This window comes from Sulfitobacter sp. 1A13353 (genome assembly GCF_043557255.1).
Taxonomy (GTDB): Bacteria; Pseudomonadota; Alphaproteobacteria; order Rhodobacterales; family Rhodobacteraceae; genus Sulfitobacter; species Sulfitobacter faviae.
The window spans coordinates 72,590-98,985 of sequence record NZ_JBIFFS010000005.1 but is presented as its reverse complement, the minus strand read 5'-3'; the positions used below and the strand labels follow the sequence as shown (position 1 = coordinate 98,985).

The window sequence follows — 26,396 nt, the reverse complement described above, 5'->3', positions numbered from 1 at the left end:
ATGACTGCACAGTTTCTGTGAACAAAACGTAACCGATCCTTAAGCGGTTCCGCGGGGTGGCGGGGTCACGCCGATGGGGCGGTGGGGCTGTCGCGTAGCAGGTCCAGCAGGGCCGCCATATCGGGCGGCAGGGGTGCTTCGAAACGCAGGTTTTCACCGGTTACTGGATGTTCGAACCCCAGAACGGCGGCGTGCAGCGCTTGGCGGGGGAAGGCGCGGATTGCTTCGGCGGTGGCCTCAGGCAAGGCCGTCTTGGCCAGCTTGCGCCGCCCGCCATAGGTCGCATCCCCCACGAGACCATGGCCCGCGTGAGACATGTGCACGCGGATTTGGTGCGTGCGCCCCGTCTCAAGCCAGCATTCCAGCAGCGCCAGTACGGGCGGGGTGCCAAAACGCTCGACCGTGCGGGCGCGGGTCACCGCGTGCCGCCCGCCTTGAAACAGCACCGCCTGCCGCTGGCGGTCGGTCTTGTGCCGCGCCAGTTGGGTGGTCATCCGCAGGATATTCCCCGCCTCGAAGGACGCGCCTTTGACGCCCCGCAGGCGCGGGTCATTGGCATCCGGCACCCCATAGACGAGGGTCTGGTAATAACGCTCTACGGTATGTTTCTCGAACTGCGCCGCCAGCCCGTGATGCGCCGCATCAGATTTCGCGACGACGAGCAGGCCGGTGGTATCCTTATCAATCCGGTGCACGATGCCGGGCCGTTTCATTCCGCCCACGCCAGAGAGGTCATCACCGCAATGCGCCAGCAATGCATTAACGAGGGTGCCGGAAGGCGATCCCGGCGCGGGGTGCACCACCATGCCCGCGGGCTTGTCGATCACGATCAGGTCGTCATCCTCAAAGACCACCGAAAGGGGGATGTCTTCGGGCAGGATATGGCTTTCCGCCGCCTCTTCGACCGTAATCTGCACCGCCTGCCCTTCGGCCACCTTGGCGCGGGGGTCTTGGACCACGACACCGTCCAGCGTGACGGCGCCTTCGGTGATCAAACGGCCCAAACGGGTGCGCGACAGGTTCGCTTCCTCTGGCACATCGCGGGCCAGCGCCTTATCAAGACGGGCGGGCGGGCTATCGCCCAGAATGAAATCAATGCGGCGGTGAGACATGGACACGGACAACCCTGATGAACCGGCGAACCTGCGGTTTCTGCGGCGGATGGTGACGGTCTTGACCGTCGTGATGATTGGCGGGGTTCTAGTGCTGATCTTCGTGCTTGTCACCCGCCTGAGCGATCAAGGCCCAACCATGCCGCGCAGCATCACCCTGCCCGATGGCAGCAGCGCCCAAGCGTTTACGCAGGGGCGCGGCTGGTATGCGGTGGTGACGGATGCGGATGAGATCCTGATCTTTGACCAGCTGACCGGCGCATTGCGCCAGACGGTCGCGATCGAGTGATCAGCCGCGGATCGTCTTGGCGAAGGTCGAATAGATCGGCTCGTTCGCGCAGATGATCTCACCATGTTGCAGGATGTTGCGCTCAGGGCGGATCGGCTCGACAAGGCCACCGGCCTCTTTGACGATCAACATGCCCGCGGCCACATCCCACGGCTTCAGACGACGCTCCCAGAAGCCATCGTAACGGCCCGAGGCGACATAGGCGAGATCGAGCGATGCCGCGCCCCAGCGGCGCACACCGGCGCAGACGGGCAGCAGGCGGCCCAAATCCTTGAGCGTTTCAGGCAGATCGGCACGGCCCCCGAAAGGCAGACCTGTGGCAAAGATCGACTCAATCATGCGGTGACGGCCAGAAACCCGCAGACGGCCTTCGTTCATCCAAGCGCCGGTGCCCTTCTCGGCAAAGAACATCTCGTCCTTGGCGGGGTCAAAGACCACACCGGCGACAATCTCGCCCTTATGCTCCAACGCGATGGAGATGGCCCAATGCGGCAGACCGTGCAGAAAGTTGGTCGTGCCATCCAGCGGGTCGACGATCCAGCGACGAGTCGGGTCTTGGCCCTCTTCCTCGCCCCCCTCTTCGGCCAGCCAGCCATAGGTCGGGCGCGCGCCCATCAGGTCGTCTTTGATGATCTTCTCGGCGCCAATGTCGGCCTTGGTCACGAAATCGCCCGCACCTTTGACCGAGACCTGAAGGTTCTCGACCTCGCGGAAATCCTTGACCAATGCACGCCCCGCTTTGCGTGCCGCCTTGATCATGATGTTGAGATTCGCACTGCCGATCATTGTTCGCGCCCTTTGATGGATAAGGCGGGACGTATAGGGCGCAAGAGCGCAATTGCCAAGGGGGCAGAAACCTGCACCGCTTATTGATTCTTGCGCACCTCACGGGTTGCATTCAGAGCGCGAGGGAACACCTTGGACGCTGTAGCAACCAGCACGAAGGAAACCCCATGTCCGACCAGATGCAGAGAATCGTCCTCGCCTCCCGCCCCGATGGCGCACCCACGCCCGAGAACTTCCGCCTTGAAAGCGCGGATATCCCACAGCCGGGCGACGGCGAAATTCTGGTCGAAGTGCATTACATGTCGCTCGACCCATACATGCGGGGCCGGATGGACGATGCGAAGTCCTATGCCGAACCTGTGCCCATCGGCGGGCTGATGGAAGGCGGCAGTGTGGGCAAAGTGATCGCCTCGAATGACCCGAGCTTCGCCGAAGGCGATTTTGCCTTTGGCGCCTTCGGCTGGGCCACCCATGGTGTCGCCCCGGCGAAACAATGTCAGAAGGTCGATGCCGAAGGCGTGCCGATCACCGCCTCGCTCGGCGTGCTGGGCATGCCCGGCCTGACCGGCTGGTACGGTTTGAACGACATCGGCCAACCGAAAGAGGGCGAGACCCTCGTCGTGGCCGCAGCCACCGGCCCCGTCGGCTCGATCGTGGGGCAATTGGCCAAGGCCAAAGGGCTGCGCACTGTGGGCATCGCAGGCGGCGCCGAGAAATGCGAGATCGCCACCCGCGATTTCGGCTTTGACGTCTGCCTTGATCACCGCGCCTATGACGATGCCAAATCCCTGCGCGCCGCCCTGAAAGAGGCTGCGCCGGATGGCATTGATATCTATTACGAAAACGTCGGCGGCAAGGTGCTGGACGCGGTGCTGCCGCTGATGAACCCCCATGGCCGCATCCCGCTTTGCGGCATGATCGCGTGGTATAACGCGGGCGGGCTGGGTGCCGATGCCGAGGGCGCTGGCCTCACCGCGCCGCGGCTGTGGCGGACGATTTTGGTGAACTTCCTCACCGTGCGCGGCTTCATCATCTCGAACCACTGGGACCAGATGCCGAAGTTCCAGCGCGAAGTGGCGCCGATGGTCGCCGATGGCCGCGTGAAGGTGAAAGAGGACATCACCGAAGGGCTGGAGAATGCACCGCAGGCCTTCATCGACATGCTGAATGGCGGGAACACCGGCAAGGCCATCGTTAAGGTGAAGTAAACGTTGGAGTGCGTCGTTCCGCCTTGTAGAACGGCGCGTTCACCCACCCGGCCCGGCGTCAAGCCGCAGGCGCCGGGCCATCGCTTGCCCGTCCCCGGGTAAGCGATTTAGAAAGGCTTGGTGCAACTTCGCGTCCGTGCGTCATGGCTGAACCATAAAGCGGCATGAACCACGGTCAGATCGCCCACCCACGGGCAGGCGCTGGCCCTCGGCACCCCGCTCAGGCCCGCTGCAACTTCCGCGCCTCCTGCCCGGCCAGCTTTAGCAACTCATCCATATACGGTTTGCCCAGATCATCCCGCCGCACCGCCGCATAAAGCCGCCGTGTGATCCCCTCGGCCGTCAGGGGCCGCGTGACGTAATCAGACGAATACTTCACCTCCCGCACCACCCAATCCGGCAGGACCGAGACCCCGCGGTTGGACGCCACCAGCAACAGGATTACCGCCGTCAGCTCTACCTGCCGGATCGTCGCAGGCTCGACCTTGGCGGGGATCAACAACTGGCTGAACACGTCCAGCCGGGTCCGCTCCACTGGATAGGTAATCAACGTCTCCCCACGAAAATCGGCCGCCTCGACAAAGGGCTTTTCGGCCAAAGGGTGGTTCTGAGAGGCCACGAAAACCGGATTATAATCAAAGAGTTCGACAAATTCGACGCCCGGCAGTTCCTCAGGGTCCGAGGAGACCACCAGATCAACTTCTTCCCGCAAAAGCGCAGGCAGAGCGTCGAAGGCGAGACCGGGGCGGATATCGACATCCACATCCGGCCAATGGCGGCGGAACTGCTCCAACACCGGGAAGAGCCACTCGAAACAGGCGTGACATTCGATCGCTATATGCATCCGCCCCGTGCTGCCCGCCCGCAGGCCCGAAAACTCGTCCTGCAAGGCTTCGACCTGCGGCAGGACCTGCTGCGCAAGCTTCAACAGCCGCTGCCCGGCGGGCGACAGCTTCAACGGTTTCGAGCGCCGCACAAAGAGTTCGACCCCCGCCTGATCCTCCAACCCCTTCACCTGATGACTTAACGCCGATTGCGTGATATTCATCTGATCCGCCGCGCGGGCCAAGCCGCCCGCCTCGTGGATGGCCTTGATTGTGCGCAGGTGACGGAACTCAATATGCATTTGAGGCATTACTCATGTTCAAGATGAATGTTATGAGTTTGTCTCACAAGCCTAGATGTGAGACAAGACGTGAAACCGCCAAAAGGATCTTTCAATGACCAGCCCTGCCGTTTCCTTCGAAGTCTTCCCGCCCCGCACCGTCGGCGCGGCGTTCAAACTGTGGGATGCGGCGCAGGCATTGGCCCCGCTGGCGCCGCGCTTCTTCTCGGTCACCTATGGTGCAGGCGGCACCACACGCGATCTGACCCATGATTCGGCACATGTGCTACACCGCACCTCGGGCTTGCCCGTCGCAGGCCATCTGACCTGCGTTGGCGCCAGCCGGGCGGAGACGCTCGACGTGGCCGATAAATTCGCCGAAGCGGGCATCAAAGACATCGTCGCCCTGCGCGGCGACCCGCAAGCAGGCACCGACAGGTTCGTGCCCCACCCCGAAGGCTTCGCCGACAGCTGCGAGCTGATCGAGGCGCTGGCGAAAACCGGCAAATTCACAATCCGCGTCGGCGCCTACCCCGATCCGCACCCCGAGGCGGCGGACGAGCAGGCCAATATCGACTGGCTGAAACGCAAGTTCGACGCGGGCGCGGATGAGGCCCTGACCCAGTTCTTCTTTGAGGCGGAGACCTTCCTGCGTTTCCGCGATGCCTGTGTGAAAGCAGGCATCGACAAGCCGATCACGCCGGGCATCCTGCCGGTGGTGAACTGGACCTCGGCCCGTAAATTTGCCGTCAAATGCGGCACGCCGGTCCCGGAATGGGTCGACCAAGCCTATGAGGCCGCGATCCGCGATGACCGGCACGACCTGCTGGCCCAAGCCATGTGCACCGAACTGTGCAGCGAGTTGATCGATGAAGGCGTGGACGCACTGCATTTCTACACGCTCAACCGCGCGGAACTCACCCGCGATGTCTGCCGTGCCATCGGTGTGACCCCGCAGGTCGATCTCTCGGACGTCGCGTAAGCGCTGCCCCTCCAGCAGGGGGGCTTGCCCCTGCCCCGCGCGGGCGTATCCTCCGGCAAAATTCACTTGCCGGAGAAGACCATGCCCCGCATCGCCCAAAGCCCTGCCGACCTTTTGTCCCAATCCGAAGCGCTCAAGCTTTCGGGGCTGGAGTTCATGCAGGCCATTCTCGATGGCACCAACCCCGGCCCGCCCATCGGCCAGACCATGGGCTATGCGCTGCATTCGGTCGAAGAGGGCCGCATCGTCTTTCGCGGCGCGCCGAGCTTTGCCATGACCAACCCGATGGGCACGGTGCACGGCGGTTGGTACGGCACGCTGCTCGATTCAGCGATGGCCTGCGCGGTGATGACGAAAATCCCCCGCGGCTCGGTCTATACCACTTTGGAATACAAGATTAATATCCTGCGCGGCCTGCCCTTGGGGATGGAGATCGACTGTATCGGGGTGACCGATCATGTGGGCCGTTCGACCGGTGTCGCGCATGGAGAGATTCGCGGCGTCGAAGATGGCAAGCTTTATGCCACAGGCTCCACCACTTGCATCGTAATGAAGCTAAGCTAAGCCCATTCACGAATAACCCCCGGCGCGGAAAGCTCCACGCCGGGGTCCAAGAATTTAACTTAAGCATCAACCGCTCAAATTAGTCCCAGAAGCCTTCGTCAACGCCGGGCAGCGCTTCGAGCTCTTCTTCGCTCAGGCGCGTCACATAGGCGTAGGTCTGGTCATCGACGGCCACCAGGTTCACATCGGGTGTCGAGATCATGACGTGCTTGTCACCGATATCGAGGAAACCACCGACCTCGGCCACGATGCCGACCATCTGGCCGTTCTTGGACAGAACGATGTCTTCGATCTCACCAATTTCGTTCCAGTCGGCGCCGATTTCGTTATAGGCCGTGTTGGGGCTCCATTCGTCGCCGGCTTCGTTGAGGGTGTAGATCTCACCGCCGGTGATATCGCGCGAGCGGATCAGATCGCCGCGCATTTCGTTCATCTGCATGCTGTCGACGTTGGAATAGTCGGTCATATGCGTTTCAGCGAAAGCGGCGGTGCCTGCGAGTGTCAGGGCAAGGGTGCTGGCTGTAAGCGTTTTCATGTCTCTCTCCTCTTCGTTATTTGCTATGGTCACAACGAAAGCTCGGACAGAACGTTCCAGAAAATCTAAAATTTACCATGGGTTAGGGTGCCAGCGCGTTGGCAGCATCATGCCGCGCGCCGCGAAAAGGCCGTTCGCCCCAAAGCGCAGATAGAATGAATTGGGGGGGGGGGTGGTACCACCTCCTGGTCTCGAACCAGGGACCTCTTGATCCACAATCAAGCGCTCTAACCAACTGAGCTAAGGCGGCACTGGGGCGGATTTAGCGCCCGTGGCGGAGGAATGCAAGACCTCAAAGTCAGAAGAAATGCCGGTTTCCGTCAGATTTTTCGCGCGCCCTGTGTCATCGGCACTCATGCGGGAAACGCGGGTGGATGACGCGGCGATTCCGCCCTCGGTCTTCGAGCTGCGCGTCGCGGCAATCTCCCGATCTGCCAGAACGGCACCCAACCCTCTTCCAGAACGGTGATGATGCAGCGTCACCTAAGGCCAACGAGCCCCCTGCCCTGCGCCGCAACCCGCCAAGATATCTTGCCTTTCCGCCCATGCCGCGCTAGCGATAAGCCCCACCAAACCGGAGGCTCCCATGGGCATCGACACCGAACGCGACATCGAAGCAAACCTGCAAATCGGCCCGACAGACAAGGGCATGGTCCGCCTTTTCGTCGAAGGCGGCGGCGTTGAGATTCCGATGGATTTTACCCCGGAGGAAGCCCGCGAAATCGCGGAAGAGATCATGGCCGCCGCGAACCGCGCAGGCAAAAAAGGTCGCTAAGCCGCCTAAACGCGGGTTCGCCCACGATATAGACGGGCGACCTCAGATCACGCCCCCCCCTTTCAAGACCAGTTCGGCGCCATGTCGGGATCGCGTAGGCGATGCAGGCGCCGGGCGGCATGGATCGCGATTTTTTGCACCATTACCTTGCGCCGGGCGGGCGCAAGCTTGGTCTCATCGCACATCCTCACAATCTCAGCCCCATAGGCGTCACCGATGATGAGGCCGCTTTCCTCGGGCAGCAGTTCCACCGGGAAATCACTGTCGACGGCCCAGAAAAACCGGTCCGCCCATTCCAGATAGCCCTCCCATTTTGCGTCGCCCATGAAATCGGCGCGGCTGGATTTGCATTCGACGATCCAAATCTCCCCCTTCGGGCCAAGCGCCATCACGTCGACCCGCAAACCGCGCGTCGGCACAAGCTCCTCGACCGAGGCAAACCCAAGATCGGCCAGATGCCGCATCACCCCCCGCGCCAATAATTGGCCGGGTTGGAGTTGTCGTATGTCATTCTCCATCATGGCGACAAATATGAACATTTGATGAACATCCACAAGGGGCAGCACCGGAAAGTTTGGTAATTCCCCCGCGACCCCCTATCTTCACCCCAGCAAAGCGAGGGAGGCCCATGGCACAACGCGAACCGATGAGTGAGACGCAGGCGCGCGGGGTGCGTTACGCCCGTGAATTGGAGGGCCACCTGACATGGCTCGATACATTCTCCGGCACGGCGCTTGGCGTTTTGGCCGTGGCCTCGGGCATTTACACCTACCTTGGCGTGTCGTCGCTGCTGGACGACAATGGCGCCATGTCGGCCTTTGCCGCGATCGCCTATTCGGTGGCGGTCTCGGTGGGCATCTTTGTCTTCTGGTCCTATCTGCTGCGGCTCTTCCCCGCTGTGCGCACGACCCGTGCGCGGATGGGGCTTCTGGGGGCGATGGGCCTCGGCTCCGTCGCGATCATCGCGATGTCGAGCTGGCTGAACGCCGCCGCGCTCGCCGGATCGGCGGCGGTGGAACAGCATCTGGCCGAGACGGTGCAGGACTACCAAGGCGCGTTGGAGCGCACCCATGAGATTGCCCTGTCTGCTCAGGGGCTTGAGCGGGACGTGGCGCGGGTCAGACAAAGCTTTGAAGACCTGAGCGAGCAAGAGGCCGCTGGCAGCCTGTCGGGTCTTGCCGGACGCGGCGCGGTGTTCCGGGTGCTGCGGCAGAAGTCGGCAGAACTGGGCGCGCTGGAGGCGCAGATCGCCACCCAGACCCCGCTGGTGAATGACGCCTTTGCAGAAGGGAACCAGATCCTCAGCCGCATGCGCGCCCTTACGGTAGAGCCCGGCCCAGTTCAGGCGCGCTCGGTCGAGTTTTCCGAACAGGCCGTGCGGCTTGCAGGTCTGATCACCCGGCTGCGGCAGCTTTCCGTGGCCCCGCTGGTGGAGCGCGCGGCGCAGGATTTGGCGGCCTCCGTCGTGCTGCCTGAGCTTGACGGCAGCAACGAAGAGCAACGCGGCGCGCAAGGGGCGACCATCACTTCGGTTCTGGAGGTGCTCGCCCAGCGTGCAGCGACATTGGAGCGCGCGGCGCAGGATGTGCAGGCCATGCCGCCCGCTGCTGAAACGACCTATACGCCGATCTCCAGCGCCGATGCGGTGATCCTCTATGCGCGCAATTTCGTGCCCTCTTGGGCCGGGGCCATCGCGATTGATCTGTTGCCCGCCGTGCTGGTGTTGATCCTCGCCATCACCCAAGGCGCGATCCGCTCGGGCCGGGAGGGGGCCGCGGTCGAAGACACGCTGACCCTTGCAGAACTGCGCGCCGCGCTGGCCGCCGTGCGCGATGTCGATGTGGCGATGCAGGAAAGCCCCGCCCACAAACGCCCCGCCGCCGAAGCGCCGCCCGCTGCGGATGCGCCCGAAGAACCGGCCCCCGGCCCCGTCACATCGATCAAAAGCACATGAGCGAGGGGACCCCACCAGAAGCCGAAGCCCCCCACCGGAAGCCGATTGTCGGGCGGGTGCTGATCGGCGTACTGATCTTTCAACTTGGCCTTGCGGTGCTGCTGTTCTGGGGGGACTTAGGGGAAGGGCTGCGCCTGCCGGGCTTTGGCCCGCGCGCCCCGGAACTGACCGAGCCGATCCGCCCCGGCGACCAGACCCGTCGGTTCCGCCCCGAACGCGCGCCGACCCCCGGCCAGCCGATGCCCGAGACCGCCCTGCCCGACAGGCTAGTGCTCACCCCCGTCTCCGGCGGGCGGGCGGCGCTGCTGGAAGGGGCCATCGAAGCGGGCGATGCGGAGCGGATCGTCAAACAGTTGAGCGAACTGACCCCCGCGCCCGAGGAAATCTATCTCAATTCCCCCGGCGGATCGGTCCGCGACGCTTTGGAACTGGGCCGCTATCTTCGGCGCAAAGGGCTGAACACCGCGCTGCGGGAGGGGGACATCTGCTATTCCGCCTGCCCCTATCTGCTGGCCGCCGGCGCGACACGGACCGTGCCCGAGAGCGCCTCGGTCGGGGTGCATCAGCATTACTTTGGCGAAAGCACGATCCTGCCCGCCTTTGTCGCTGTGGAGGACATCCAGCGCGGCCAAGGTGAGGTGATGCGATACCTAGATGATATGGGCATTGATCCGATGGTGATGCAGCACGCGCTGGTCACGCCACCCGATGAAATCTATGTGCTGCTGCCCGAAGAATTGCGCCGCTATGGCTTTATCCCCGCCGAAGATTGAGCGCGGCAGAGAAGTTCTGCAAATCCACTTCCGCCCCCTTGCCGCAGCCCCACTTGGCCCCTACATCGGGGGTCGACGGGTTCTGCCCTGTTCGTGAACGTTACATTCCAGTGGCCTTAAGCAAATCCGAGGGAGCTGGCTCTGTCCGAGCCCTGGTTCGGTTACCTGGCGCCCACCTGTACATACAGGTCCTCGGGAATATAAAACAGCAGCGGCAGGCGCGGTTCCCGTCACTTTCCCAAGACATCAATGTGGTAGATGGCCCCCTCGGGGCCACTTTCCCGCGCGTTTAAAACGCTTCGGGGCGCGCCTCGCGGGCCATATGGTCAAGCACGGCGTTGACAAAGCTCGGCTCGCGCCCATCGGGGAAGAAGGCATGGGCCACGTCGACATATTCCTTGATCACCACGCGCGGCGGCGTGTCGTCATGGCGGAACTCGGCCCCGGCGGCGCGGAACAGTGCGCGCAGGGTCGGGTCGATCCGCGCAATGGCCCATTTGGCGACGATGGCGCGGTTGGCCATCTGGTCGATCGGCGCTTGATAGTTCACCGCATCTTCGAGCACGCGAGAGAAGTGATCGACATCCCCCTCCTGCATCTCGTCGCCCTCATAGACGGCACCGAAACGGTGGTCGATGAATTCGTGACGCACGACATCGACCGTCTGCGCGGAATGCTCCATCTGGAACAGCGCCTGCACGGCATAGAGCCGCGAGGCCGACTTCATCTTACGTTTCTGATTGCCCGAAGGCCCGTTGCTGGTCATGCGATGTTTGATCCATCCGTGTCGCCGGCCATCATAGTGTCCTGCCCGAATGGCTTGAACCCGATGCCCTTGCTCTGGCGGCCCCATTTACGAGCGAGCGCGATAAGATGCAAGGCCGCAGCGGCCGCGCCGCCGCCTTTGTTTTGCCCCTGAGGGTCGGCGCGCACCTCGGCCTGCTGTTTATTCTCGACCGTCAGGATGCCATTGCCGATGCAAAGCCCTTGCAGCCCAAGCAGTTGCAAGGCGCGGCTGCTGTCGTTGCAGACGGTCTCGTAATGCGTGGTCTCGCCACGGATCACGCAGCCAAGCGCGACATAGCCGTCGAAATTGCTGCCCCGGTCGGAAATGCCGATGGCGGTGGGAATCTCCAACGCGCCGGGCATTTCGATCACCTCATAACTGGCATCCGCGGCCTCCAACTCGGCCTTGGCACCGGTTAGAAGGCCATTCGCGATGTCCGAGTAATAGGGCGAGACGACGATCAGCAGCTTCACCGGTTCGTCGAAGCTGGGGCGCGGCAGGATGGTATGCTCTTCGGCGGATGCCATGGCGATTACTCCGTAGTGATGGGCCGGGTGCCCACGATTTCCAGCGCATAGGCGTCGAGGCCCAGATAGCGCGTGTCGGGATTGTCGGTCAGCAGGACCAGTTCATGCAGCCCCATTGTCGAGAGGATCTGCGCGCCAAGCCCAGTGCGTTTGATCGTGCGCGGGCGGTCGTCATCCTCTGGATCGAGCTTGAGGCGCGGGTAAGGATCGCGGAACAGCACCACGGCCCCCCGCCCCTCTTCGGCGATGATCTGCATGGCACGGGGCAACTCATCCGCCGGGCTGGGGCCAAGGCCCAGAATATCTTCCAGCGCGTTGATCGCATGGGTGCGGATCAGCACCGGCTCGGGGGTTGAGATGTCGCCCTTGGTCAGCACCACATGGTCGGTGCCGGTGATCTGGTCGGAGAATACCCGCATCTGCCAGTCGCCGCCATAGGCGGAGGTCACGGTGCGGCTGTCGCGCTCCACCAACAGATTGTCATGCTTGTGGCGGTAGGTGATTAGATCGCTGATCGTCCCGATTTTCAGCCCGTGTTCGGCGGCGAATTCCACCAGATCGGGCAGACGCGCCATCTCGCCGTCGTCCTTCATGATCTCGCAGATCACGCCCGAAGGATGCAGCCCCGCGAGGCGCGAAATATCGACTGCCGCTTCGGTATGGCCCGCCCGCACCAGCACGCCACCATCGCGGGCGCGCAGGGGGAAGACGTGACCGGGGGTGGCAATATCTGCCGAACCGGATTGTTCCGAGATCGCCACAGCCACGGTCAGCGCACGGTCGGCGGCAGAGATGCCGGTGCTGACACCCTCACGCGCCTCAATGCTGACGGTAAAGGCCGTTTCATGCCGGGAGGAGTTGTTCACCGCCATCATCGGCAAGCCAAGGTGATCGACCCGCTCCGCCGTCATCGGCAGACATATCAGCCCGCGCCCATGGGTCGCCATGAAGTTGATCGCCGCGGCATCGGCAAACTCAGCCGGGATCACCAGATCGCCTTCGTTCTCGCGGTCCTCATGATCCACCAGAATGAACATGCGGCCTTGGCGCGCGTCTTCGATGATCTCTTCGATGGGCGAGATCGCATCGCTCAGCCCTGTCTCGACCGGTCCGGGTTTGTCAAATTGCATCGGCTGCTTCCATCTATCTGTTGCCCGGCTCTTAGCCTGACCCGCGCCGCTTGGCCAGAGCGCGCCCCGAAGGGCGCGGCGTCACATCTCGTTCAGGCGTGCCACGTAACGGGCCAGCGTGTCGATTTCGAGGTTCACCAGATCGCCGACGCCTGCATCGCCCCAAGTCGTCACCTCCTTGGTATGCGGGATGAAGTTGATGCCGAAATCACAGCCATCGACATCATTCACCGTCAGCGAGGTGCCATTCAGCGCCACGGAACCTTTGGGCGCGATGAACCGCGCCAGATCCTCGGGCGCGCGCAGGGTCACGCGGGTACTGTCGCCCTCGTCTTTCATCTCGATGATCTCGGCCACGCCATCGACATGGCCCGAGACGATATGCCCGCCCAGCTCATCGCCCACCTTCAAAGCACGTTCAAGATTCACGCGTTTGCCCTCGCGCCAGTGCTGGCCGAGGTTGGTCTTGGCCACGGTCTCGGCGCTGATCTGCACCTCATACCAATCCTCGCCCAGCCCCACGACGGTCAGGCAGACGCCGTCGCTGGCGATGGAGGCGCCCATGTCGATGCTGCCGGTATCATAGCTGGTCTGGATGCGCGCGCGCAGGTCGCCTTCCTGCTCCAGCTTGGTGACGGTGCCAACGTCTGTGATAATGCCGGTGAACATGGGGTAGGCTCCTTTGCTGGTTCCGCGCAGTGGTAAACCCGGTCACCGCCACAGGCAAGAGCGGGTGACGCCACATTGTCGCCCCTATTATATGGTGGTTAAGAGGGCAAAGACCCACCGAAGGACTAGAATGACCGTGACCGCCGCCCCGACCAGAACCTTCCTGTTCCTGCAAGGACCACACGGCCCTTTCTTTAACAGTCTGGGCAAGATGCTACGCCGCGCGGGGGCCGAGGTCTGGCGCGTGGGCTTCAACGCGGGCGACCGGGCCTTTTGGTTTCACCCGTCGACCTACATCCCCTATCGCGGCAGGGTCGAGGATTGGCCGGGCGTCTTTGCCAGTCTGCTGGACGACAACCAGGTCACCGACATTGTGCTTTACGGCGACACCCGCCCCATCCACGCCGAAGCGGTGGCCGAGGCCAAGCGCCGTGGCATCACCGTCCATGTCTTTGAGGAAGGCTATATGCGGCCCTATTGGGTCACCTATGAGCGCGGCGGCTCGAACGGCAATTCGCGGCTGATGGAGATGACCATTCCCCAAATGCAGGCCGCCCTCGCCCGCTCGGACATGGAAGCCCCCCTGCCCCCGGGCCATTGGGGCGACATGCGCCACCATATCTTTTACGGCGCGCTTTACCATTGGTTCGTGATGTTCCGAAACGGCGATTACCGCAATTTCAAACCACACCGCAGCCTGCCGGTCACCAAGGAATTCCGCCTCTACCTCAAGCGGCTCTTGCTGATGCCGGTGCTGGCCGTCGACCGCCTGCTGGCCACGCTGAAGATCCGGCTGGGCGGCTTTCCCTACCATCTGGCGCTGCTGCAACTGGAGCATGATTCCTCATTCCAGAAACATTCGCCCTTCAACACGATGGCCGATTTCCTTGAACTGGTGATCGAAGGTTTCGCCAAGGGCGCGCCGCAGCACCACCACCTCGTGATCAAGGCGCATCCTTTGGAGGATGGCCGCGTGCCGGTGCGGCGCGATGTCAAACGGCTGGCCCGCCTGCATGGCGTCTTAGACCGCGTGCATTTCGTGCGCGGCGGCAAGTTGGCGCAGCTTTTGAACGACACCCGCAGCGCGGTGACGGTGAATTCCACCGCCGGGCAACAGGTGCTTTGGCGCGGCATCCCCCTCAAGGTCTTTGGCCGCGCGGTCTATTCCCAGCCTGAGTTTGTCTCGGACCAGCCGCTGCCGGAATTCTTTGCCACCGCCAACCGCCCCGACAACCGCGCCTATAAGGATTACCGCCGCTATCTGCTTGAAACCTCTCAGGTTCCCGGCGGTTTCTATGCCGCACGCGGGCGGCGGCAATTGCTGCGCCAAGTGGTCGATATGATGCTCGCCGCCGAGGATCCCTATGACGCACTGGAACAGGGCACCGCGGCCCCTCGGCAACAGTTGCGGGTCGTCACCTGAGTTAACCCATTCCGCCCTGTAGATTTTTTCGCTAGGCTGCGCTAAGTTGTAAAGTAATACGTCAAGACAATTGGCGATTTCGAGGCAGATATTTCAGGTCGAGGAGACCGGGCAGTGAAATCCGTATCTTTCCGGTGGGCGCGCCCCATCGCAGCGCTGGCGGCGGTGGCCGTCGTCTCATCATGTGGTTTGCCACAGGTCGGACCGAACAAACGGCAAATCTACGCAGGCTCCGTTCAGCGCGAAGGCGATGCCTTTGTCGTCAGTGTGAATGACCGTGTGACCCGCGCCACCGCCGTAGCCCCGGCGCTTGGCTTTTCGGAAAGCTTCAAGAATGCGGGCCGGGTCGGTTCCGACACGATCCAGCCGGGCGATATCCTTGGCATCACGGTTTATGAGAACGTGGACGATCCGCTTCTCGGCGTCGAAGGCGCCCCAGCCACCATGCTGGAAGAGGTGCAGGTCGACGGCGCGGGCTTTATCTTTATCCCCTACGCGGGCCGCATCCGCGCCGCGGGCAACACCCCCGAAGCGATCCGCCGCATCATCACCAACAAGCTGGGCGAACAGACCCCCGACCCGCAGGTCGAAGTGCGCCGCGCCGCCGGTGACGGCTCGACCGTCTCGCTCATCGGTTCCATCGGGGCGCAGGGCGTCTACCCGATCGAACGGCCGACCCGCACGCTCGCCGCCATGCTGGCGCGCGCGGGTGGTGTGACCATCATCCCCGAAATCGCACAGGTCACCGTGATCCGCGGCGGGCAGCGCGGTAAGATTTGGTTCCAAGACCTCTATGACCACCCCGAACTCGACATCGCCCTGCGCCCGGGCGACCGGATTTTGGTCGAGGAAGACACCCGCTCTTTCACCGCGCTTGGCGCCACCGGTGGACAGGCCCGCGTGCCCTTTGAATCGCAAAACCTCTCGCTTTTGGAGGGCATCGCGCAGGTGGGCGGGCTCAGCCCCCTCTCGGCCGACCCCACCGGCGTTTTCGTGTTCCGCAATGAGCCTGAGGAAGTCGCCGAACAGGTGCTGGGGCGCAGCGATCTGACTGGCGCGCAGCGCATGGTCTATGTCACCGACCTGACCAAACCTAACGGCATGTTTATGGCCCGCGATTTCGTGATCCGCGACGGCGACACGATCTATGTGACCGAAGCGCCCTTCACCCAGTGGAGCAAGGTAATCTCGGCCATCACCGGCACGGCGGGTTCGGCGGATAGCATCACCTCGCTGACCGAATGAGCCACCCCGGTGGCATTCGAAGCTGACCCATACCAATACCCCGCCGCCGGTCCCGAAAGGAGCCGGCGGCTTTTCGTATATAACGGCGGCTTTCTGACGCAGCGCCGCCTGCGGCGTATCTTGCATCTGGCGGGGCATGAACTGCGCATCGGTCTGCCCGGGCCGGATGATGCGGTGGCGGTCTGGGGCAACTCCCCCACCGCGCATCGCGGGCTGGCCGTGGCGGCCAAGCGCGGCGTGCCAGTGATCCGGGTGGAGGACGCATGGCTGCGCTCGCTCCACCCCGGTCGCGCGGGCGAGCCGCCCTTGGGCCTGCTGATCGACAGCCGAAGCGCGCATTTCGATCCCTCCCAGCCCTCAGACCTCGAAGAGCTGCTCGCCCATCACCCGCTGGACGATACCGCCCTTCTGGACCGCGCCCGGGGCGGCATGGCGCAGATGGCCGAGGCGCATCTGACAAAATATGCGGGCTTTGACCCCGACATGCCCGCGCCGGAGCCGGGCTATGTGTTGGTGATCGACCAGACCCGCGGCGACGCCTCGGTCACCGCCTCGGGCGCGGATCGTGCGCGGTTTCTGGAAATGCTCGTCTTCGCGCAAGAGGAACACCCCGGCGCACGGGTCATCATCAAGAGCCATCCCGAGACGGCACGGGGCTACCGCGCCGGGCATTACGGCCCCGAGGATACCAACGACCGGATCACCCTGCTGACCGATCCCATCAGCCCTTGGGCACTGTTCGAAGGGGCGGTGGGTGTCTACACGGTCTCTTCGCAAATGGGGTTCGAGGCGATTTTTGCAGGCCACAGGCCGCGCGTCTTCGGCCAGCCCTTCTATGCCGGTTGGGGGCTAACGGAGGATGAATTCCCCGTTCAACGCCGCCAGCGCCGCCTTAGCCGCGCGCAACTCTTCGCCGCCGCGATGATCCTCTATCCGACCTGGTACGACCCCTATCGCGACGAACTCGGCAGTTTCGAGACGGCCCTCACCGCCCTCGCCGCGCAGGCCCGCGCGTGGCGAGAGGATCATCGCGGCTGGGACGCATGGGGCATGCGCCTGTGGAAGCGCCGCCCGCTGCAACAGTTCTTCGGAACGGCCACGCCCCTTCGCTTTCGCAAAGGCCCGGCAGAAGCCCCCAAGCCGCCCCGCCGCGCCATGGTCTGGGCCAGCAAGGCCGATGACGGGCCCCAAGATGCGCTGCGGGTCGAGGACGGGTTTCTGCGCTCGCGCGGGCTGGGGGCCGAACTGGTCCCGCCCCTGTCGCTGGTCTGTGACGATCTGGGCATTTACTACGATCCCCAAGGACCCAGCCGGTTAGAGCAATGGATCGCGAAACGCGCCGACCTGCGCCCCGATCAACTGGCCCGCGCCCGCGCGCTGATCGCGGCGCTGACTGGGGCGGGCCTCAGCAAATACAACCTCGGCGGTGCCGCGCCCGACCTGCCGCCGGGGCGGCGCATCCTCGTCCCCGGACAGGTCGAAGACGACGCCTCCATCCTCACCGGCACGGGCGATGTGTACAGCAACGCGGCCCTGCTGGCCGCCGCACGCGCCGCAAACCCGGATGCTGTGATCCTCTACAAACCCCACCCTGATGTCGAAGCGGGCCTGCGCAAAGGCGCAACCGAGGCGGGCGACGCCGATCTGATCCTGCATCACGCCGACCCGGTGGCGCTTCTCAGCCAAGTCGACGCGGTTTGGACCATGACTTCCCTCTTGGGGTTCGAAGCGCTCCTCCGCCGGGTGCCCGTGGTGACCTTGGGCGCGCCCTTCTACGCGGGCTGGGGGCTGACCGAAGACCGGGGCGATGTGCCCCCCCGCCGCCGCGCGACACCGACGCTCGAAGGGCTCGTTCATGCCGCGCTCATCGACTACCCACGCTACCGCGACCCGGTCAGCGGCTTGCCCTGCCCCGTTGAGGTGGTCGTCGAACGGCTGGCCACGGGCCGCCTGCCCCGCGCCGGGTTGGGCAACCGGATGCTATCGAAGCTCCAAGGGGTCTTTGCCAGCCAGAGCCACCTCTGGCGGCGATAGCGCTCAATCGGCTGCGTTGCGCCGCCAGACGTGCAACAGGTCCGGCCCGATCTGCTGGCTGGATTGCAGCGCGAAGCGCGGGGCCTCAGCCAGCCGCGACAGACCAAGCGCCCCGATGCCGGGCAGACCTTCGGCCCCGATCACCAGCCCGGCGGTAAACCCCACCAGCCGGTCGACCAAATCCGCCTCGATAAGCGAAGCGGCCAAGGCGCTGCCGCCCTCGCAGAAGATCCTTGTGAGACCATGCGCCGCCAATTGCCGCATCACATCCTGCGGGTCCAACTGCGCCCCGCGTGCGGCACAGGGCAGCAGTGTCGCCCCCAGATCCGCCCAGGCTTTGACCAAAGCCGGATCGGCATCCGCACCGTGGCAGAGGATCAAAGGCACCTCAGCCGCCGTGCGCGCCAGTTGCCCCATCAACGGCAGGTCGAGCCTGCGCGAGACGACAACACGCGCCGGTTGCTGGGCAAGCCCGAGACCGCGCACCGTCAGGCTTGGGTCGTCCTTGCGGGCGGTGCCTGCCCCGACCATCACCGCGTCATGGCGGCTGCGCATGGCATGGGTCAGCCGCCGCGCGGGGGCGTCGGTGATCCATTGGCTTTCGCCCGTGCCGGTGGCAATGCGCCCGTCAAAGGAATTGGCCAGCTTCAGCGTCAGCATCGGGCGGCCCAGATCGGTGCGGCAGAAGAAACCAGCGTTATCCGCGCGGGCCGCATCCTCGTGCAGCCCGACTGAGACCTCGATCCCGGCATCTTGCAACATCGCGATGCCGCGCCCGTTGACCCGCGCGTCGTCATCCTGCGTCGCGATCACCACGCGGGCCACGCCTGCGTCGATCAGCGCCTGCGCACAGGGCGGCGTTTTGCCGTGGTGGGAGCAGGGTTCAAGCGTGACATAGACCGTCGCCCCCCGCGCCGCCGCACCCGCCTGCGCCAGCGCCTGCGGCTCGGCATGGGGACGCCCGCCCGGCTGGGTCCAACCGCGCCCGACGATCCGCGTGCCTTGCACGATGACGCAGCCCACCGCCGGATTGGGCCAGACATTGCCCTGCCCGCGCCGCCCCAAGGATAGCGCCAGCGCCATATACCGCGCGTCGCTCACCCGCTCGCCGGTCACTCTTCCGGCAGGGCGTCGGGCCGCAGTTCCTGAACGAATTTATCGAAATCGTCCGCGGCTTGGAAGTTTTTGTAAACAGAGGCGAAACGCACATAGGCCACGGTGTCGATCCGGGCCAGCGCCTCCATCACGATCTCACCGATATGTTTCGAACTGATGTCGGTCTCGCCCATGCTTTCCAACCGGCGCACGATGCCCGAGATCATCTGATCGATACGTTCGGGATCAATGGGGCGTTTCTGCATGGAGATACGGATCGAGCGTTCCAGCTTGTCGCGGTCAAAATCCTCACGCTTGCCGGAGGTTTTGATGACCACAAGGTCGCGCAATTGCACCCGTTCGTAGGTGGTGAAGCGGCCCCCGCAGGCCGGGCAGAACCGTCTGCGCCGGATCGAGACGTGATCCTCGGCCGGGCGGCTGTCTTTCACTTGGGTGTCGATATTTCCGCAAAACGGGCAGCGCATCGGCCGTCCCCCTCTTCATCCTGCCTCACTTGTGGGGCGCGCGGCCCTCTTGTCAAAACTTATAGGGGAGCCGCGAGGTTTTGGGTAGAGAAGATTTCCACAGCTACATCTTGCGTTCAAATATGTGTCATGGACCCAACGGCATGCCGCCGCGTTGGTCAACGAAGGCTATAAACGGAGCATACCATGACCAAGACACTTTTCCTAACCGGCGCCTCCAGCGGGATCGGCGCCGCCACCGCCCGCGCCGCCGCGAAAGCGGGCTGGAACATCGGCCTCTTTGCCCGGAGCGAAGACAAGCTGAACGACCTCGCCGATGAGATCGGCGATCAGGCGTTGGTGCTGGTGGGCGACGCCACCGATTACGACGCGCAGAAACAAGCGATCGACAAACTGGCCGACCACTTCGGACAGGTTGACGCTGCCTTCGCCAACGCCGGGCGCGGCACCAGCTCGGCGGGGACGGAGAATGGCGACCCGCAGGATTGGAAAGTGATGGTGGACCTGAACATCATGGGCGCGCTCTATACCGCCCATGCCGCCATGCCGCATCTGCGCAAGACCACTGGGCAATATGTCGTGACTGGCTCTGCCGCCGGGCGGCGTCATATCCAAGGGTCGATCTACGGGGCGACCAAGTGGTTTATCCACGGCTACGCGGGCAATCTGGCGGATGAGATGGCCGAATGGGGTGGCCGCTGCATGGTGGTCTCGCCCGGCATGGTCGACACCGCCTTTTTCGACGAGGCCAAACCCGACAAGTTGCAGCCTAAGGATGTGGCAGATGCGGTGATGCATGCGCTCGAAGCGCCCGCCCGGGCCGCGGTGCGTGAAATTCACCTGATGCCGACAGGGTGACCCCTGCCCCGTCCGGCGTCAGTCGGGCCGGAAATGCGCCGCGATGCGTCGCTGATGCGGGGCGTCGCGATGCTCGAACAGGTAGATGCCTTGCCAAGTCCCCAACATCATCCGCCCCCGCGTGACGGGGATGCTAAGGGTCACCGGCAAGACCGAGGCCTTGATATGCGCAGGCATATTATCCGGCCCTTCCATCAGATGCGTGAGATAGCTCATTTCTGGCGCATCGGCGGGCGGCACCAGCCGGGCGAAATAGGCCAAAAGGTCGCGCTGCACATCCGGGTCTGCGTTCTCTTGGATCAGCAGAGAGGCCGAGGTGTGCTGCACCAAGAGCGTCAGCAGCCCGTCCCCCTGCCCTGCAATCCAGCGGGCCACGTCATTCGTGAACTCGTAGAGCACCTGACCGCGGGTTTGAATGGTAAAGACTGTCTGCATCTCAGCAGGCTCCCCAGTGCTGCGCCTCTGCGTCCCAACATTGGCCAGCCGCCTCTTTCGCGTCGCTTATGGCAAAGAGGCCCAGTTCCGTTGACCCCCTGTCGCAAGAAAGCGAGGCGATCTCGCGCCCATTCTCGCGCACCGTCACCCCGCCATCGCTGATCTGATCGAGTTTGTCGAAAGAGCCATAGACCTCATAGGTAAAATCGCCATTCCGGAAGGTCGTACTCTCCCAAATGGCGCGACCTATGCCCGGCCAAGGCTGATGCGCCACCTCCGTGATCGGAGCGCTCAGGGTCAGACCGGGCGCGTCAGGCGGGCCGAAGCGGTAGATCGCCTCTTCCCTGTCGAGGCAGACCTCCAACTGCTTCGTCCCATGGTCAATCGTACAGGTTAGAACCGTGGCGCTGCGCTGGTGGCAGTGGGCAGGAGCTTGGCTGGTGCCGAGGGTCAAAAACAGGCTGGCGAGCAAAAAACGCATGAGATCAATCCGTCGTAACAATACCCGCAGAATAAGCCTGCCACCGCGTGAAAACAACGGCTTCCCCGGTTTAGAAATCCCGCAACTCAATTATGCGATCCAGACAGAACTGCCGCGCATGATGGCTGGGCAAGTTCTCTCCCGCGCGGTTGATCGTGACGGAATAGGACTGCCCCCTGTCGCCGCTCGCCCGTTCAGGATCGGTGGTGAAAACAACGCCGGTACGGCCCACACCGCTGACCGACGGACCGCGGGGCGTTTTGATGAATAGCCGCTCCTCGCGCGGGAGGCCCAGAACGTCCTGCGCAAACTCCGCCGCGGCGCACCAGATGTGACGCGCGCCTGCGCCGTGGTCTTCGATCACCTCGAACTCCTGCGCGGTGAGGGGCACGACGATCAGCCGGTTCTCGGCCCGGTAGGCCTGTGCGGCGGCTTGCAGCGGCAGCATAAGGCAAAGAAGGGTAAGGACAGTTTTGCGCATCATGGGAACCTTCTTGGGATACCCCCTTGATGTAAGCGGCGCGGGCGGCAGATCAAAGACCCGCCCCGCAAAAGAAAACGCGGCCACCGGGGCCGCGTTTTGGCTTATTGGTCCAGGAAGCTGCGCAGCTTGCGCGAGCGGCTCGGATGTTTGAGCTTGCGCAGTGCTTTGGCCTCGATCTGGCGAATACGTTCGCGCGTGACCGAGAATTGCTGGCCGACCTCTTCGAGCGTGTGGTCGGTGTTCATGCCGATGCCGAAACGCATCCGCAGAACTCGCTCCTCGCGCGGGGTGAGCGACGAGAGGACCCGCGTGGTGGTTTCCTTGAGGTTCTCCTGAATGGCACTGTCGAGCGGCAGCACGGCATTCTTGTCCTCGATGAAGTCACCCAGCTGGCTGTCTTCCTCGTCGCCGATGGGCGTCTCAAGGCTGATCGGCTCTTTGGCGATCTTCATCACCTTGCGGACCTTTTCGAGCGGCATTTGCAGCTTCTCGGCCAGTTCCTCGGGCGTCGGCTCGCGGCCAATCTCGTGGAGCATCTGGCGACCGGTGCGGACCAGTTTGTTGATCGTCTCGATCATATGCACCGGGATGCGGATGGTGCGTGCTTGGTCAGCAATCGAGCGGGTGATCGCCTGACGGATCCACCATGTCGCGTAGGTGGAGAACTTGTAGCCGCGGCGATACTCGAACTTATCGACGGCCTTCATCAGGCCGATGTTGCCTTCCTGAATAAGGTCAAGGAATTGCAGACCACGGTTGGTGTATTTCTTGGCGATGGAGATAACGAGGCGCAGGTTCGCTTCGACCATTTCCTTCTTGGCCTGACGCGCTTCTTTCTCACCCTTCTGGACCTGCTGCACGATGCGGCGGAATTCCGAGATGTCGAGCCCGACATACTGGCCAACCTGCGCCATGTCGGCGCGCAGTTCTTCAACCTTTTCGGAGGAGCGTTCGATGAACATCTGCCAGCCCCGACCGGACTTCTCGGCCATCCGCTCCATCCAGTTGGGATCAAGCTCATAGCCGCGATAGTTGTCGACGAATTCCTTGCGGTTGATGCGCGCTTGGTCGGCGAGTTTCACCATGGCGCTGTCGATCTGCATGATGCGGCGGTTGATGCCGTAAAGCTGGTCGATCAACGCTTCGATACGGTTGTTGTGCAGGTGCAGGTCGTTCACCAAAAGCACGATTTCCGACCGCAGCTTTTGATAGGTCTCTTCCTGCTCCTTGGTGAAAGAGCCGTCTTCGTTCAGCGTGGCCGAGATGCGGCTGTCCTGCATCGCGCTGAGCTTTTCATAGTCGTCCGCGATGATGTCGAGCGCTTCCAGAACCTGCGGTTTCAGCGCCGCTTCCATGGCCGCAAGGCTCATGTTGGCCTGTTCGTCCTCGTCGTCGTCGTCATCCGACGAGATCGGATTGCCGTCGGCGTCATACTCGGGCTTGGCTTCTTCGGTCTTGCTCTCGGCCCCGGCGGCGGGGGCGACGACCGGAGAGGTCTCCTCCTCATCGCCCATCTGCGTGCCAAAGGTGGCTTCAAGGTCGATCACATCGCGCAGCAGAATGTCTTCGGAGAGAAGTTCGTCACGCCAGATGGTGATGGCCTGGAAGGTCAGCGGGCTTTCGCAAAGCCCGGCGATCATCGTGTTGCGGCCAGCCTCGATCCGCTTGGCGATGGCGATCTCGCCCTCGCGGCTCAAAAGCTCCACGCTGCCCATTTCGCGCAGGTACATGCGCACCGGGTCATCGGTGCGGTCGAGCTTCTCGGAGGTGCCAGAGGACAGCGCCACATCGCGGTTGGACTCAGTGGTCGCAACCTCAGTCGAGCCTTTGTTCTCTTCCTCTTCGGCTTCCTCGTCTTCGATGATGTTGATGCCCATTTCCGAGAGCATCGACATCACATCTTCGATCTGTTCCGAGCTGACCTGATCGGGCGGCAGCACCGTGTTGAGCTGATCGTAGGTGATATAGCCCTTCTCGCGGGCCTCACCGATCATCTTCTTCACGGCGGCTTGGCTCATGTCGAGCGAGTGGCCGGCCTCTGAATCGTTGCTCTTTGCGTCGTCATTCGTATCTTTGGCAGCCATCTCATGCTCCTTCAGCGCGTCAGCGCGAATCATCCGCAGACGATTCGGTTTTCCGAATCATGCGGGGTTATCGGTGATTCTTAAACCCGTTGCCCAGCATTTTCAAAAAGTCCTGCAAATGGGCCACGCCGATGCTCATCCGCGGCCCTTTGACTTGTCATATTTAATCGTTCCCAACAGCGCGTCCAATGCGCTGCGCTCATCGCGGTCCATCGTCATGCCGTTGTCGCCCACGTCGAATTCCCCGTTGCTTTCTTCCTGTGCGCTGCGGCGGGCAAGATCGGCGGCACGGGCCGCTTCGCTCAAACGCCAGGTGACCCCCTCATCCGCCGGGCCGCTGAGGTCTTCGACGGCTTCGGCGATCTCTTCGTTCAGCCCACGGGCGGCATCCAGTTTGGCCAGTTCCTCGGCCACGGTGAGGCGGGTCATGTCCACATTGCCGGGATTGCGGATGCAGGGCGTGATGGCAACGTGGCGTTGCCCCTTCATATTTTCAAGTGTCTCCCAGCCGAGGGAATAGGAAATCTCCTCGCGCAGCGTCTCTTGCCCCGCATGGCCAAAGCGCAGCAGCAGATCGCGCAGCCGCGCGTGATCAGGATCATCGCAGCGCATCGCCTCCAACCCGGTCTCGAAGGTCTCAATCAACTGCGGGCAATCGACGAGGGCCACAAGGATCACCGCCTCGCGCAGATGCATGCCCACCTGCTCATCGCTCATCGCCACGAGGGCCGAGGCTTTGGTGCTGGCCAGCGGGGCCAGCGGCGCGCCCCAAGCAGCGCCCTTTCCGCCTTTGCCCTTGCCCGGCGCTTTGCCCCCGACGGGGCGGAATTCGGGCCGTTTCTTTTGCGGGCGGAACAGCTCCCACCGCAGGTCCTTGATCTCTTGCCCATAATGGCTGCGGATCGACGGGTCGCGGATCAGCTTGATCTTTTCGCGCAGGCTTTTGTCCAGCGCCGCCTTGCGTTCGGGGCTGTCGAAAACCTTGCCTTCGGTCTCACGCTGCCACAGCAGGCGCACCATGGGCAGGGCATTGTCCAAGAGCTTTTGCAAGGCCCCGGCCCCCTGCGCGCGCAGCAGATCGTCGGGATCCTGCCCCTCGGGCATGACCGCGAAACGCAGGCTCTGCCCGGCCTCCAACAGCGGTAGGGCCAGATCGATCAGGCGCAGCGCGGCGCGTTGGCCCGCCGCGTCGCCATCCAGAGTGATGATCGGCTCAGGCGCGATCCGCCACAACATCTGCAATTGGTTCTCGGTGATCGCGGTGCCCAAGGGGGCCACGGCCCCTTCGAACCCCGCCTCATGCAGGGCGATCACATCCATATAGCCTTCGGCCACGATCAGCGGCTGACCCCGCCCTGCGGCGGCGCGGGCGTGTTTGACGTTGTAAAGGCTGCGGCCCTTGTCAAAGAGTTCGGTCTCGGGCGAATTGAGGTATTTCGCCTTATCTTCCGGGTCCATCGCGCGACCGCCAAAGGCAATCGCCCGGCCCCGCGCATCGCGGATCGGGAACATGATGCGCCCCCGGAACGTGTCATAGGGTTTGCCGCCCTTGGAGGAGGGTTTCGCCAGCCCCGCGCCGAGGATCAACTCATCCGCCACGCCCTTGGACTTCAGCGCATCCCAAAGCCCCTGCCAACTGTTCGGGGCGAAACCAATCTCCCAATGCGCCTGCGCCTGTTCCGACAACCCGCGCTTGGCCAGATAATCGCGCGCCGCCCCCGCCGCCCCGGTGCGCAGTTGCAGGCGGAACCATTGCACCGCTTGCTCCATCACCTCGGCCAATTGCGTGCGCTTGTCGGCCTTTGCCTGCGCGCGGGGGTCTTGCTTGGGGATCGTCATGCCGACTTCGCGGGCGATGATTTCCACCGCTTCCATGAAGCTCACATTCTCGGTCTCGCGCACGAAAGAGATCGCATCCCCCTTCGCGTGGCAGCCAAAGCAGTAGTAGAACCCTTTGCGATCATCGACGTGAAAGCTGGCGGATTTTTCCTGATGGAAGGGGCATGGCGCCCACATGTCGCCCTTGCCCTGATTGGACTTTCGGTTGTCCCAAATGACCTTGCGCCCCACCACCTGAGACAGGCTGGCGCGGTCACGCAGTTCTTCCAAAAATCCGGGGGGCAGGCTCATGGCTTCATATACCGGCTGGGGCAGTTCAGAGTCCAGAGGAGGTAGAGCGGCAGCGGGCGGTAAAACGCCCCTCTTGCCGGGCAGCGCCCCCTGCCCGGCACGGCGTTGGTCAGCCTATTGGGCGAGGCACATTTCTTTCCACGCGGCGGCGAGATCGTTCTTTTTCACGTCGCGCATCTTCATCTCGTAGACCCAAGGGGTCACCAGCGGAATCGCGGTGTTAAAGCTTTCGGGCCATGTCGCCTTGGCCTTCACGGCGGCGGGGACCTGGCGTTCTTTCACCCGGTCGAGGCGGGCCTGCTGCACGGCGGCGACCACGGCGGCCTGATGCATGCAGCTCGTCTCTTTCTTCGAGGCCGCCAGCGCCGGGCCCGAGACCGCCATGCTGATCGCGGCCAATGCGGCGAAAATCGATTTGTTCATGTCTATGCTCCGTTGTTTGCCAA

Annotated in this window: 28 protein-coding genes, 1 tRNA gene and 1 other RNA gene; 12 read left to right on the top strand and 18 right to left on the bottom strand. The window is 63.3% G+C overall.

The annotated features are described in order from the left end of the window. Positions 1–65: 65 nt before the first annotated feature. Positions 66–1,112 carry an RluA family pseudouridine synthase gene (locus ACGYLO_RS13400; RefSeq protein ID WP_271689942.1) on the bottom strand — a complete coding sequence of 349 codons (1,047 nt, stop codon included), beginning with the start codon at positions 1,110–1,112 and terminating at the stop codon, positions 66–68. Here ACGYLO_RS13400 and ACGYLO_RS13395 point away from each other — a divergent pair. Further along, positions 1,111–1,401 carry a DUF6476 family protein gene (locus ACGYLO_RS13395; RefSeq protein ID WP_271689598.1) on the top strand — a complete coding sequence of 97 codons (291 nt, stop codon included), beginning with the start codon at positions 1,111–1,113 and terminating at the stop codon, positions 1,399–1,401. The genes ACGYLO_RS13400 and ACGYLO_RS13395 overlap by 2 nt on opposite strands. Here ACGYLO_RS13395 and ACGYLO_RS13390 read toward each other — a convergent pair whose 3' ends face one another. Continuing rightward, a complete protein-coding gene (locus ACGYLO_RS13390) occupies positions 1,402–2,187 on the bottom strand; it encodes an inositol monophosphatase family protein (protein ID WP_067264836.1) in 786 nt (261 codons plus the stop codon). A 167-nt stretch (positions 2,188–2,354) separates the two neighbouring features. Here ACGYLO_RS13390 and ACGYLO_RS13385 point away from each other — a divergent pair, with 167 nt between their 5' ends. Beyond that, complete coding sequence (locus tag ACGYLO_RS13385; RefSeq protein WP_271689597.1) at positions 2,355–3,395, top strand: NADP-dependent oxidoreductase; 1,041 nt, start codon at positions 2,355–2,357, stop codon at positions 3,393–3,395. A gap of 220 nt (positions 3,396–3,615) precedes the next feature. On the opposite strand, the gene ACGYLO_RS13380 is transcribed toward ACGYLO_RS13385, so the two are convergent. After that, on the bottom strand, positions 3,616–4,521 hold the full coding sequence (locus tag ACGYLO_RS13380; protein ID WP_271689596.1) for a LysR family transcriptional regulator: 906 nt from the start codon (positions 4,519–4,521) through the stop codon (positions 3,616–3,618). A gap of 94 nt (positions 4,522–4,615) precedes the next feature. On the opposite strand from ACGYLO_RS13380, the gene ACGYLO_RS13375 reads away from it, so the two are divergent. Beyond that, positions 4,616–5,482 (top strand): methylenetetrahydrofolate reductase, encoded by an 867-nt coding sequence (locus ACGYLO_RS13375; RefSeq protein WP_271689594.1) that lies wholly within the window; start codon positions 4,616–4,618, stop codon positions 5,480–5,482. An 81-nt stretch (positions 5,483–5,563) separates the two neighbouring features. Then, on the top strand, positions 5,564–6,046 hold the full coding sequence (locus tag ACGYLO_RS13370; protein WP_271689593.1) for a PaaI family thioesterase: 483 nt from the start codon (positions 5,564–5,566) through the stop codon (positions 6,044–6,046). Positions 6,047–6,125: 79 nt separating this feature from the next. On the opposite strand, the gene ACGYLO_RS13365 is transcribed toward ACGYLO_RS13370, so the two are convergent. Both ACGYLO_RS13365 and ACGYLO_RS13360 read right to left on the bottom strand, forming a co-directional pair. Then, a complete protein-coding gene (locus ACGYLO_RS13365; RefSeq protein ID WP_271689592.1) occupies positions 6,126–6,581 on the bottom strand; it encodes a PRC-barrel domain-containing protein in 456 nt (151 codons plus the stop codon). Positions 6,582–6,754: 173 nt separating this feature from the next. Then, a tRNA-His gene (locus ACGYLO_RS13360) sits at positions 6,755–6,831 on the bottom strand. A 336-nt stretch (positions 6,832–7,167) separates the two neighbouring features. On the opposite strand from ACGYLO_RS13360, the gene ACGYLO_RS13355 reads away from it, so the two are divergent. Continuing rightward, positions 7,168–7,356, top strand: a complete 189-nt coding sequence (locus ACGYLO_RS13355) for a DUF6324 family protein (RefSeq protein ID WP_209219317.1) — start codon at positions 7,168–7,170, stop codon at positions 7,354–7,356. Between the two features lie 62 nt (positions 7,357–7,418). Here the strand turns inward: ACGYLO_RS13355 and ACGYLO_RS13350 are convergent, their stop codons facing one another. After that, a complete protein-coding gene (locus ACGYLO_RS13350; protein ID WP_271689591.1) occupies positions 7,419–7,895 on the bottom strand; it encodes an MmcB family DNA repair protein in 477 nt (158 codons plus the stop codon). An 89-nt stretch (positions 7,896–7,984) separates the two neighbouring features. On the opposite strand from ACGYLO_RS13350, the gene ACGYLO_RS13345 reads away from it, so the two are divergent. The 3 genes from ACGYLO_RS13345 (at position 7,985) to ssrS (ending at position 10,314) form a co-directional block, all read left to right on the top strand. After that, entirely contained in the window at positions 7,985–9,310 is a 1,326-nt protein-coding gene (locus ACGYLO_RS13345) for a hypothetical protein (protein WP_271689590.1), read from the top strand. After that, on the top strand, positions 9,307–10,083 hold the full coding sequence (locus ACGYLO_RS13340; protein ID WP_271689589.1) for a hypothetical protein: 777 nt from the start codon (positions 9,307–9,309) through the stop codon (positions 10,081–10,083). The genes ACGYLO_RS13345 and ACGYLO_RS13340 overlap by 4 nt, the downstream gene beginning before the upstream one ends. Before the next feature lie 76 nt (positions 10,084–10,159). Then, positions 10,160–10,314: non-coding RNA, 6S RNA (ssrS, locus tag ACGYLO_RS13335), on the top strand. Between the two features lie 58 nt (positions 10,315–10,372). On the opposite strand, the gene nusB is transcribed toward ssrS, so the two are convergent. From nusB to ACGYLO_RS13315, 4 genes are all read right to left on the bottom strand, one after another. Then, positions 10,373–10,849, bottom strand: a complete 477-nt coding sequence (nusB, locus tag ACGYLO_RS13330; protein ID WP_067264814.1) for a transcription antitermination factor NusB — start codon at positions 10,847–10,849, stop codon at positions 10,373–10,375. After that, positions 10,846–11,397: a 6,7-dimethyl-8-ribityllumazine synthase gene (locus ACGYLO_RS13325; protein WP_271689588.1), complete on the bottom strand. Its 552-nt coding sequence runs from the start codon at positions 11,395–11,397 to the stop codon at positions 10,846–10,848. The genes nusB and ACGYLO_RS13325 overlap by 4 nt, the downstream gene beginning before the upstream one ends. Positions 11,398–11,402: 5 nt before the next feature. Further along, the gene (ribB, locus tag ACGYLO_RS13320) at positions 11,403–12,527 is read right to left on the bottom strand and encodes a 3,4-dihydroxy-2-butanone-4-phosphate synthase (RefSeq protein ID WP_271689587.1); all 1,125 of its coding nucleotides are present in this window, start codon (positions 12,525–12,527) and stop codon (positions 11,403–11,405) included. 81 nt (positions 12,528–12,608) lie between these two features. After that, a complete protein-coding gene (locus ACGYLO_RS13315) occupies positions 12,609–13,196 on the bottom strand; it encodes a riboflavin synthase (protein ID WP_271689586.1) in 588 nt (195 codons plus the stop codon). Between the two features lie 130 nt (positions 13,197–13,326). On the opposite strand from ACGYLO_RS13315, the gene ACGYLO_RS13310 reads away from it, so the two are divergent. The 3 genes from ACGYLO_RS13310 (at position 13,327) to ACGYLO_RS13300 (ending at position 17,898) form a co-directional block, all read left to right on the top strand. Next, entirely contained in the window at positions 13,327–14,619 is a 1,293-nt protein-coding gene (locus tag ACGYLO_RS13310) for a capsule biosynthesis protein (RefSeq protein ID WP_271689585.1), read from the top strand. A gap of 114 nt (positions 14,620–14,733) precedes the next feature. After that, positions 14,734–15,864 carry a polysaccharide biosynthesis/export family protein gene (locus ACGYLO_RS13305; RefSeq protein WP_197470901.1) on the top strand — a complete coding sequence of 377 codons (1,131 nt, stop codon included), beginning with the start codon at positions 14,734–14,736 and terminating at the stop codon, positions 15,862–15,864. A gap of 9 nt (positions 15,865–15,873) precedes the next feature. Further along, positions 15,874–17,898 carry a capsular polysaccharide biosynthesis protein gene (locus tag ACGYLO_RS13300; RefSeq protein ID WP_271689584.1) on the top strand — a complete coding sequence of 675 codons (2,025 nt, stop codon included), beginning with the start codon at positions 15,874–15,876 and terminating at the stop codon, positions 17,896–17,898. A gap of 3 nt (positions 17,899–17,901) precedes the next feature. Here ACGYLO_RS13300 and ribD read toward each other — a convergent pair whose 3' ends face one another. Beyond that, positions 17,902–18,981: a bifunctional diaminohydroxyphosphoribosylaminopyrimidine deaminase/5-amino-6-(5-phosphoribosylamino)uracil reductase RibD gene (gene ribD, locus ACGYLO_RS13295; RefSeq protein ID WP_271689941.1), complete on the bottom strand. Its 1,080-nt coding sequence runs from the start codon at positions 18,979–18,981 to the stop codon at positions 17,902–17,904. A gap of 29 nt (positions 18,982–19,010) precedes the next feature. Then, positions 19,011–19,478 carry a transcriptional regulator NrdR gene (gene nrdR / locus ACGYLO_RS13290; RefSeq protein WP_067264800.1) on the bottom strand — a complete coding sequence of 156 codons (468 nt, stop codon included), beginning with the start codon at positions 19,476–19,478 and terminating at the stop codon, positions 19,011–19,013. A gap of 186 nt (positions 19,479–19,664) precedes the next feature. On the opposite strand from nrdR, the gene ACGYLO_RS13285 reads away from it, so the two are divergent. Then, the gene (locus ACGYLO_RS13285) at positions 19,665–20,336 is read left to right on the top strand and encodes an SDR family oxidoreductase (protein WP_271689583.1); all 672 of its coding nucleotides are present in this window, start codon (positions 19,665–19,667) and stop codon (positions 20,334–20,336) included. A gap of 18 nt (positions 20,337–20,354) precedes the next feature. On the opposite strand, the gene ACGYLO_RS13280 is transcribed toward ACGYLO_RS13285, so the two are convergent. From ACGYLO_RS13280 to ACGYLO_RS13255, 6 genes are all read right to left on the bottom strand, one after another. Continuing rightward, positions 20,355–20,771 carry a secondary thiamine-phosphate synthase enzyme YjbQ gene (locus ACGYLO_RS13280; RefSeq protein WP_271689582.1) on the bottom strand — a complete coding sequence of 139 codons (417 nt, stop codon included), beginning with the start codon at positions 20,769–20,771 and terminating at the stop codon, positions 20,355–20,357. A 1-nt stretch (position 20,772) separates the two neighbouring features. Then, positions 20,773–21,252: a hypothetical protein gene (locus tag ACGYLO_RS13275; protein WP_271689581.1), complete on the bottom strand. Its 480-nt coding sequence runs from the start codon at positions 21,250–21,252 to the stop codon at positions 20,773–20,775. 70 nt (positions 21,253–21,322) lie between these two features. Continuing rightward, entirely contained in the window at positions 21,323–21,736 is a 414-nt protein-coding gene (locus ACGYLO_RS13270) for a hypothetical protein (RefSeq protein ID WP_271689580.1), read from the bottom strand. Positions 21,737–21,837: 101 nt separating this feature from the next. Beyond that, entirely contained in the window at positions 21,838–23,820 is a 1,983-nt protein-coding gene (gene rpoD, locus ACGYLO_RS13265; RefSeq protein ID WP_271689579.1) for an RNA polymerase sigma factor RpoD, read from the bottom strand. 135 nt (positions 23,821–23,955) lie between these two features. Continuing rightward, positions 23,956–25,950, bottom strand: coding sequence for a DNA primase (gene dnaG / locus ACGYLO_RS13260; RefSeq protein WP_271689578.1), 1,995 nt, complete (start codon positions 25,948–25,950; stop codon positions 23,956–23,958). A gap of 114 nt (positions 25,951–26,064) precedes the next feature. Next, positions 26,065–26,373, bottom strand: a complete 309-nt coding sequence (locus ACGYLO_RS13255) for a hypothetical protein (RefSeq protein ID WP_271689577.1) — start codon at positions 26,371–26,373, stop codon at positions 26,065–26,067. Positions 26,374–26,396: the final 23 nt, after the last annotated feature.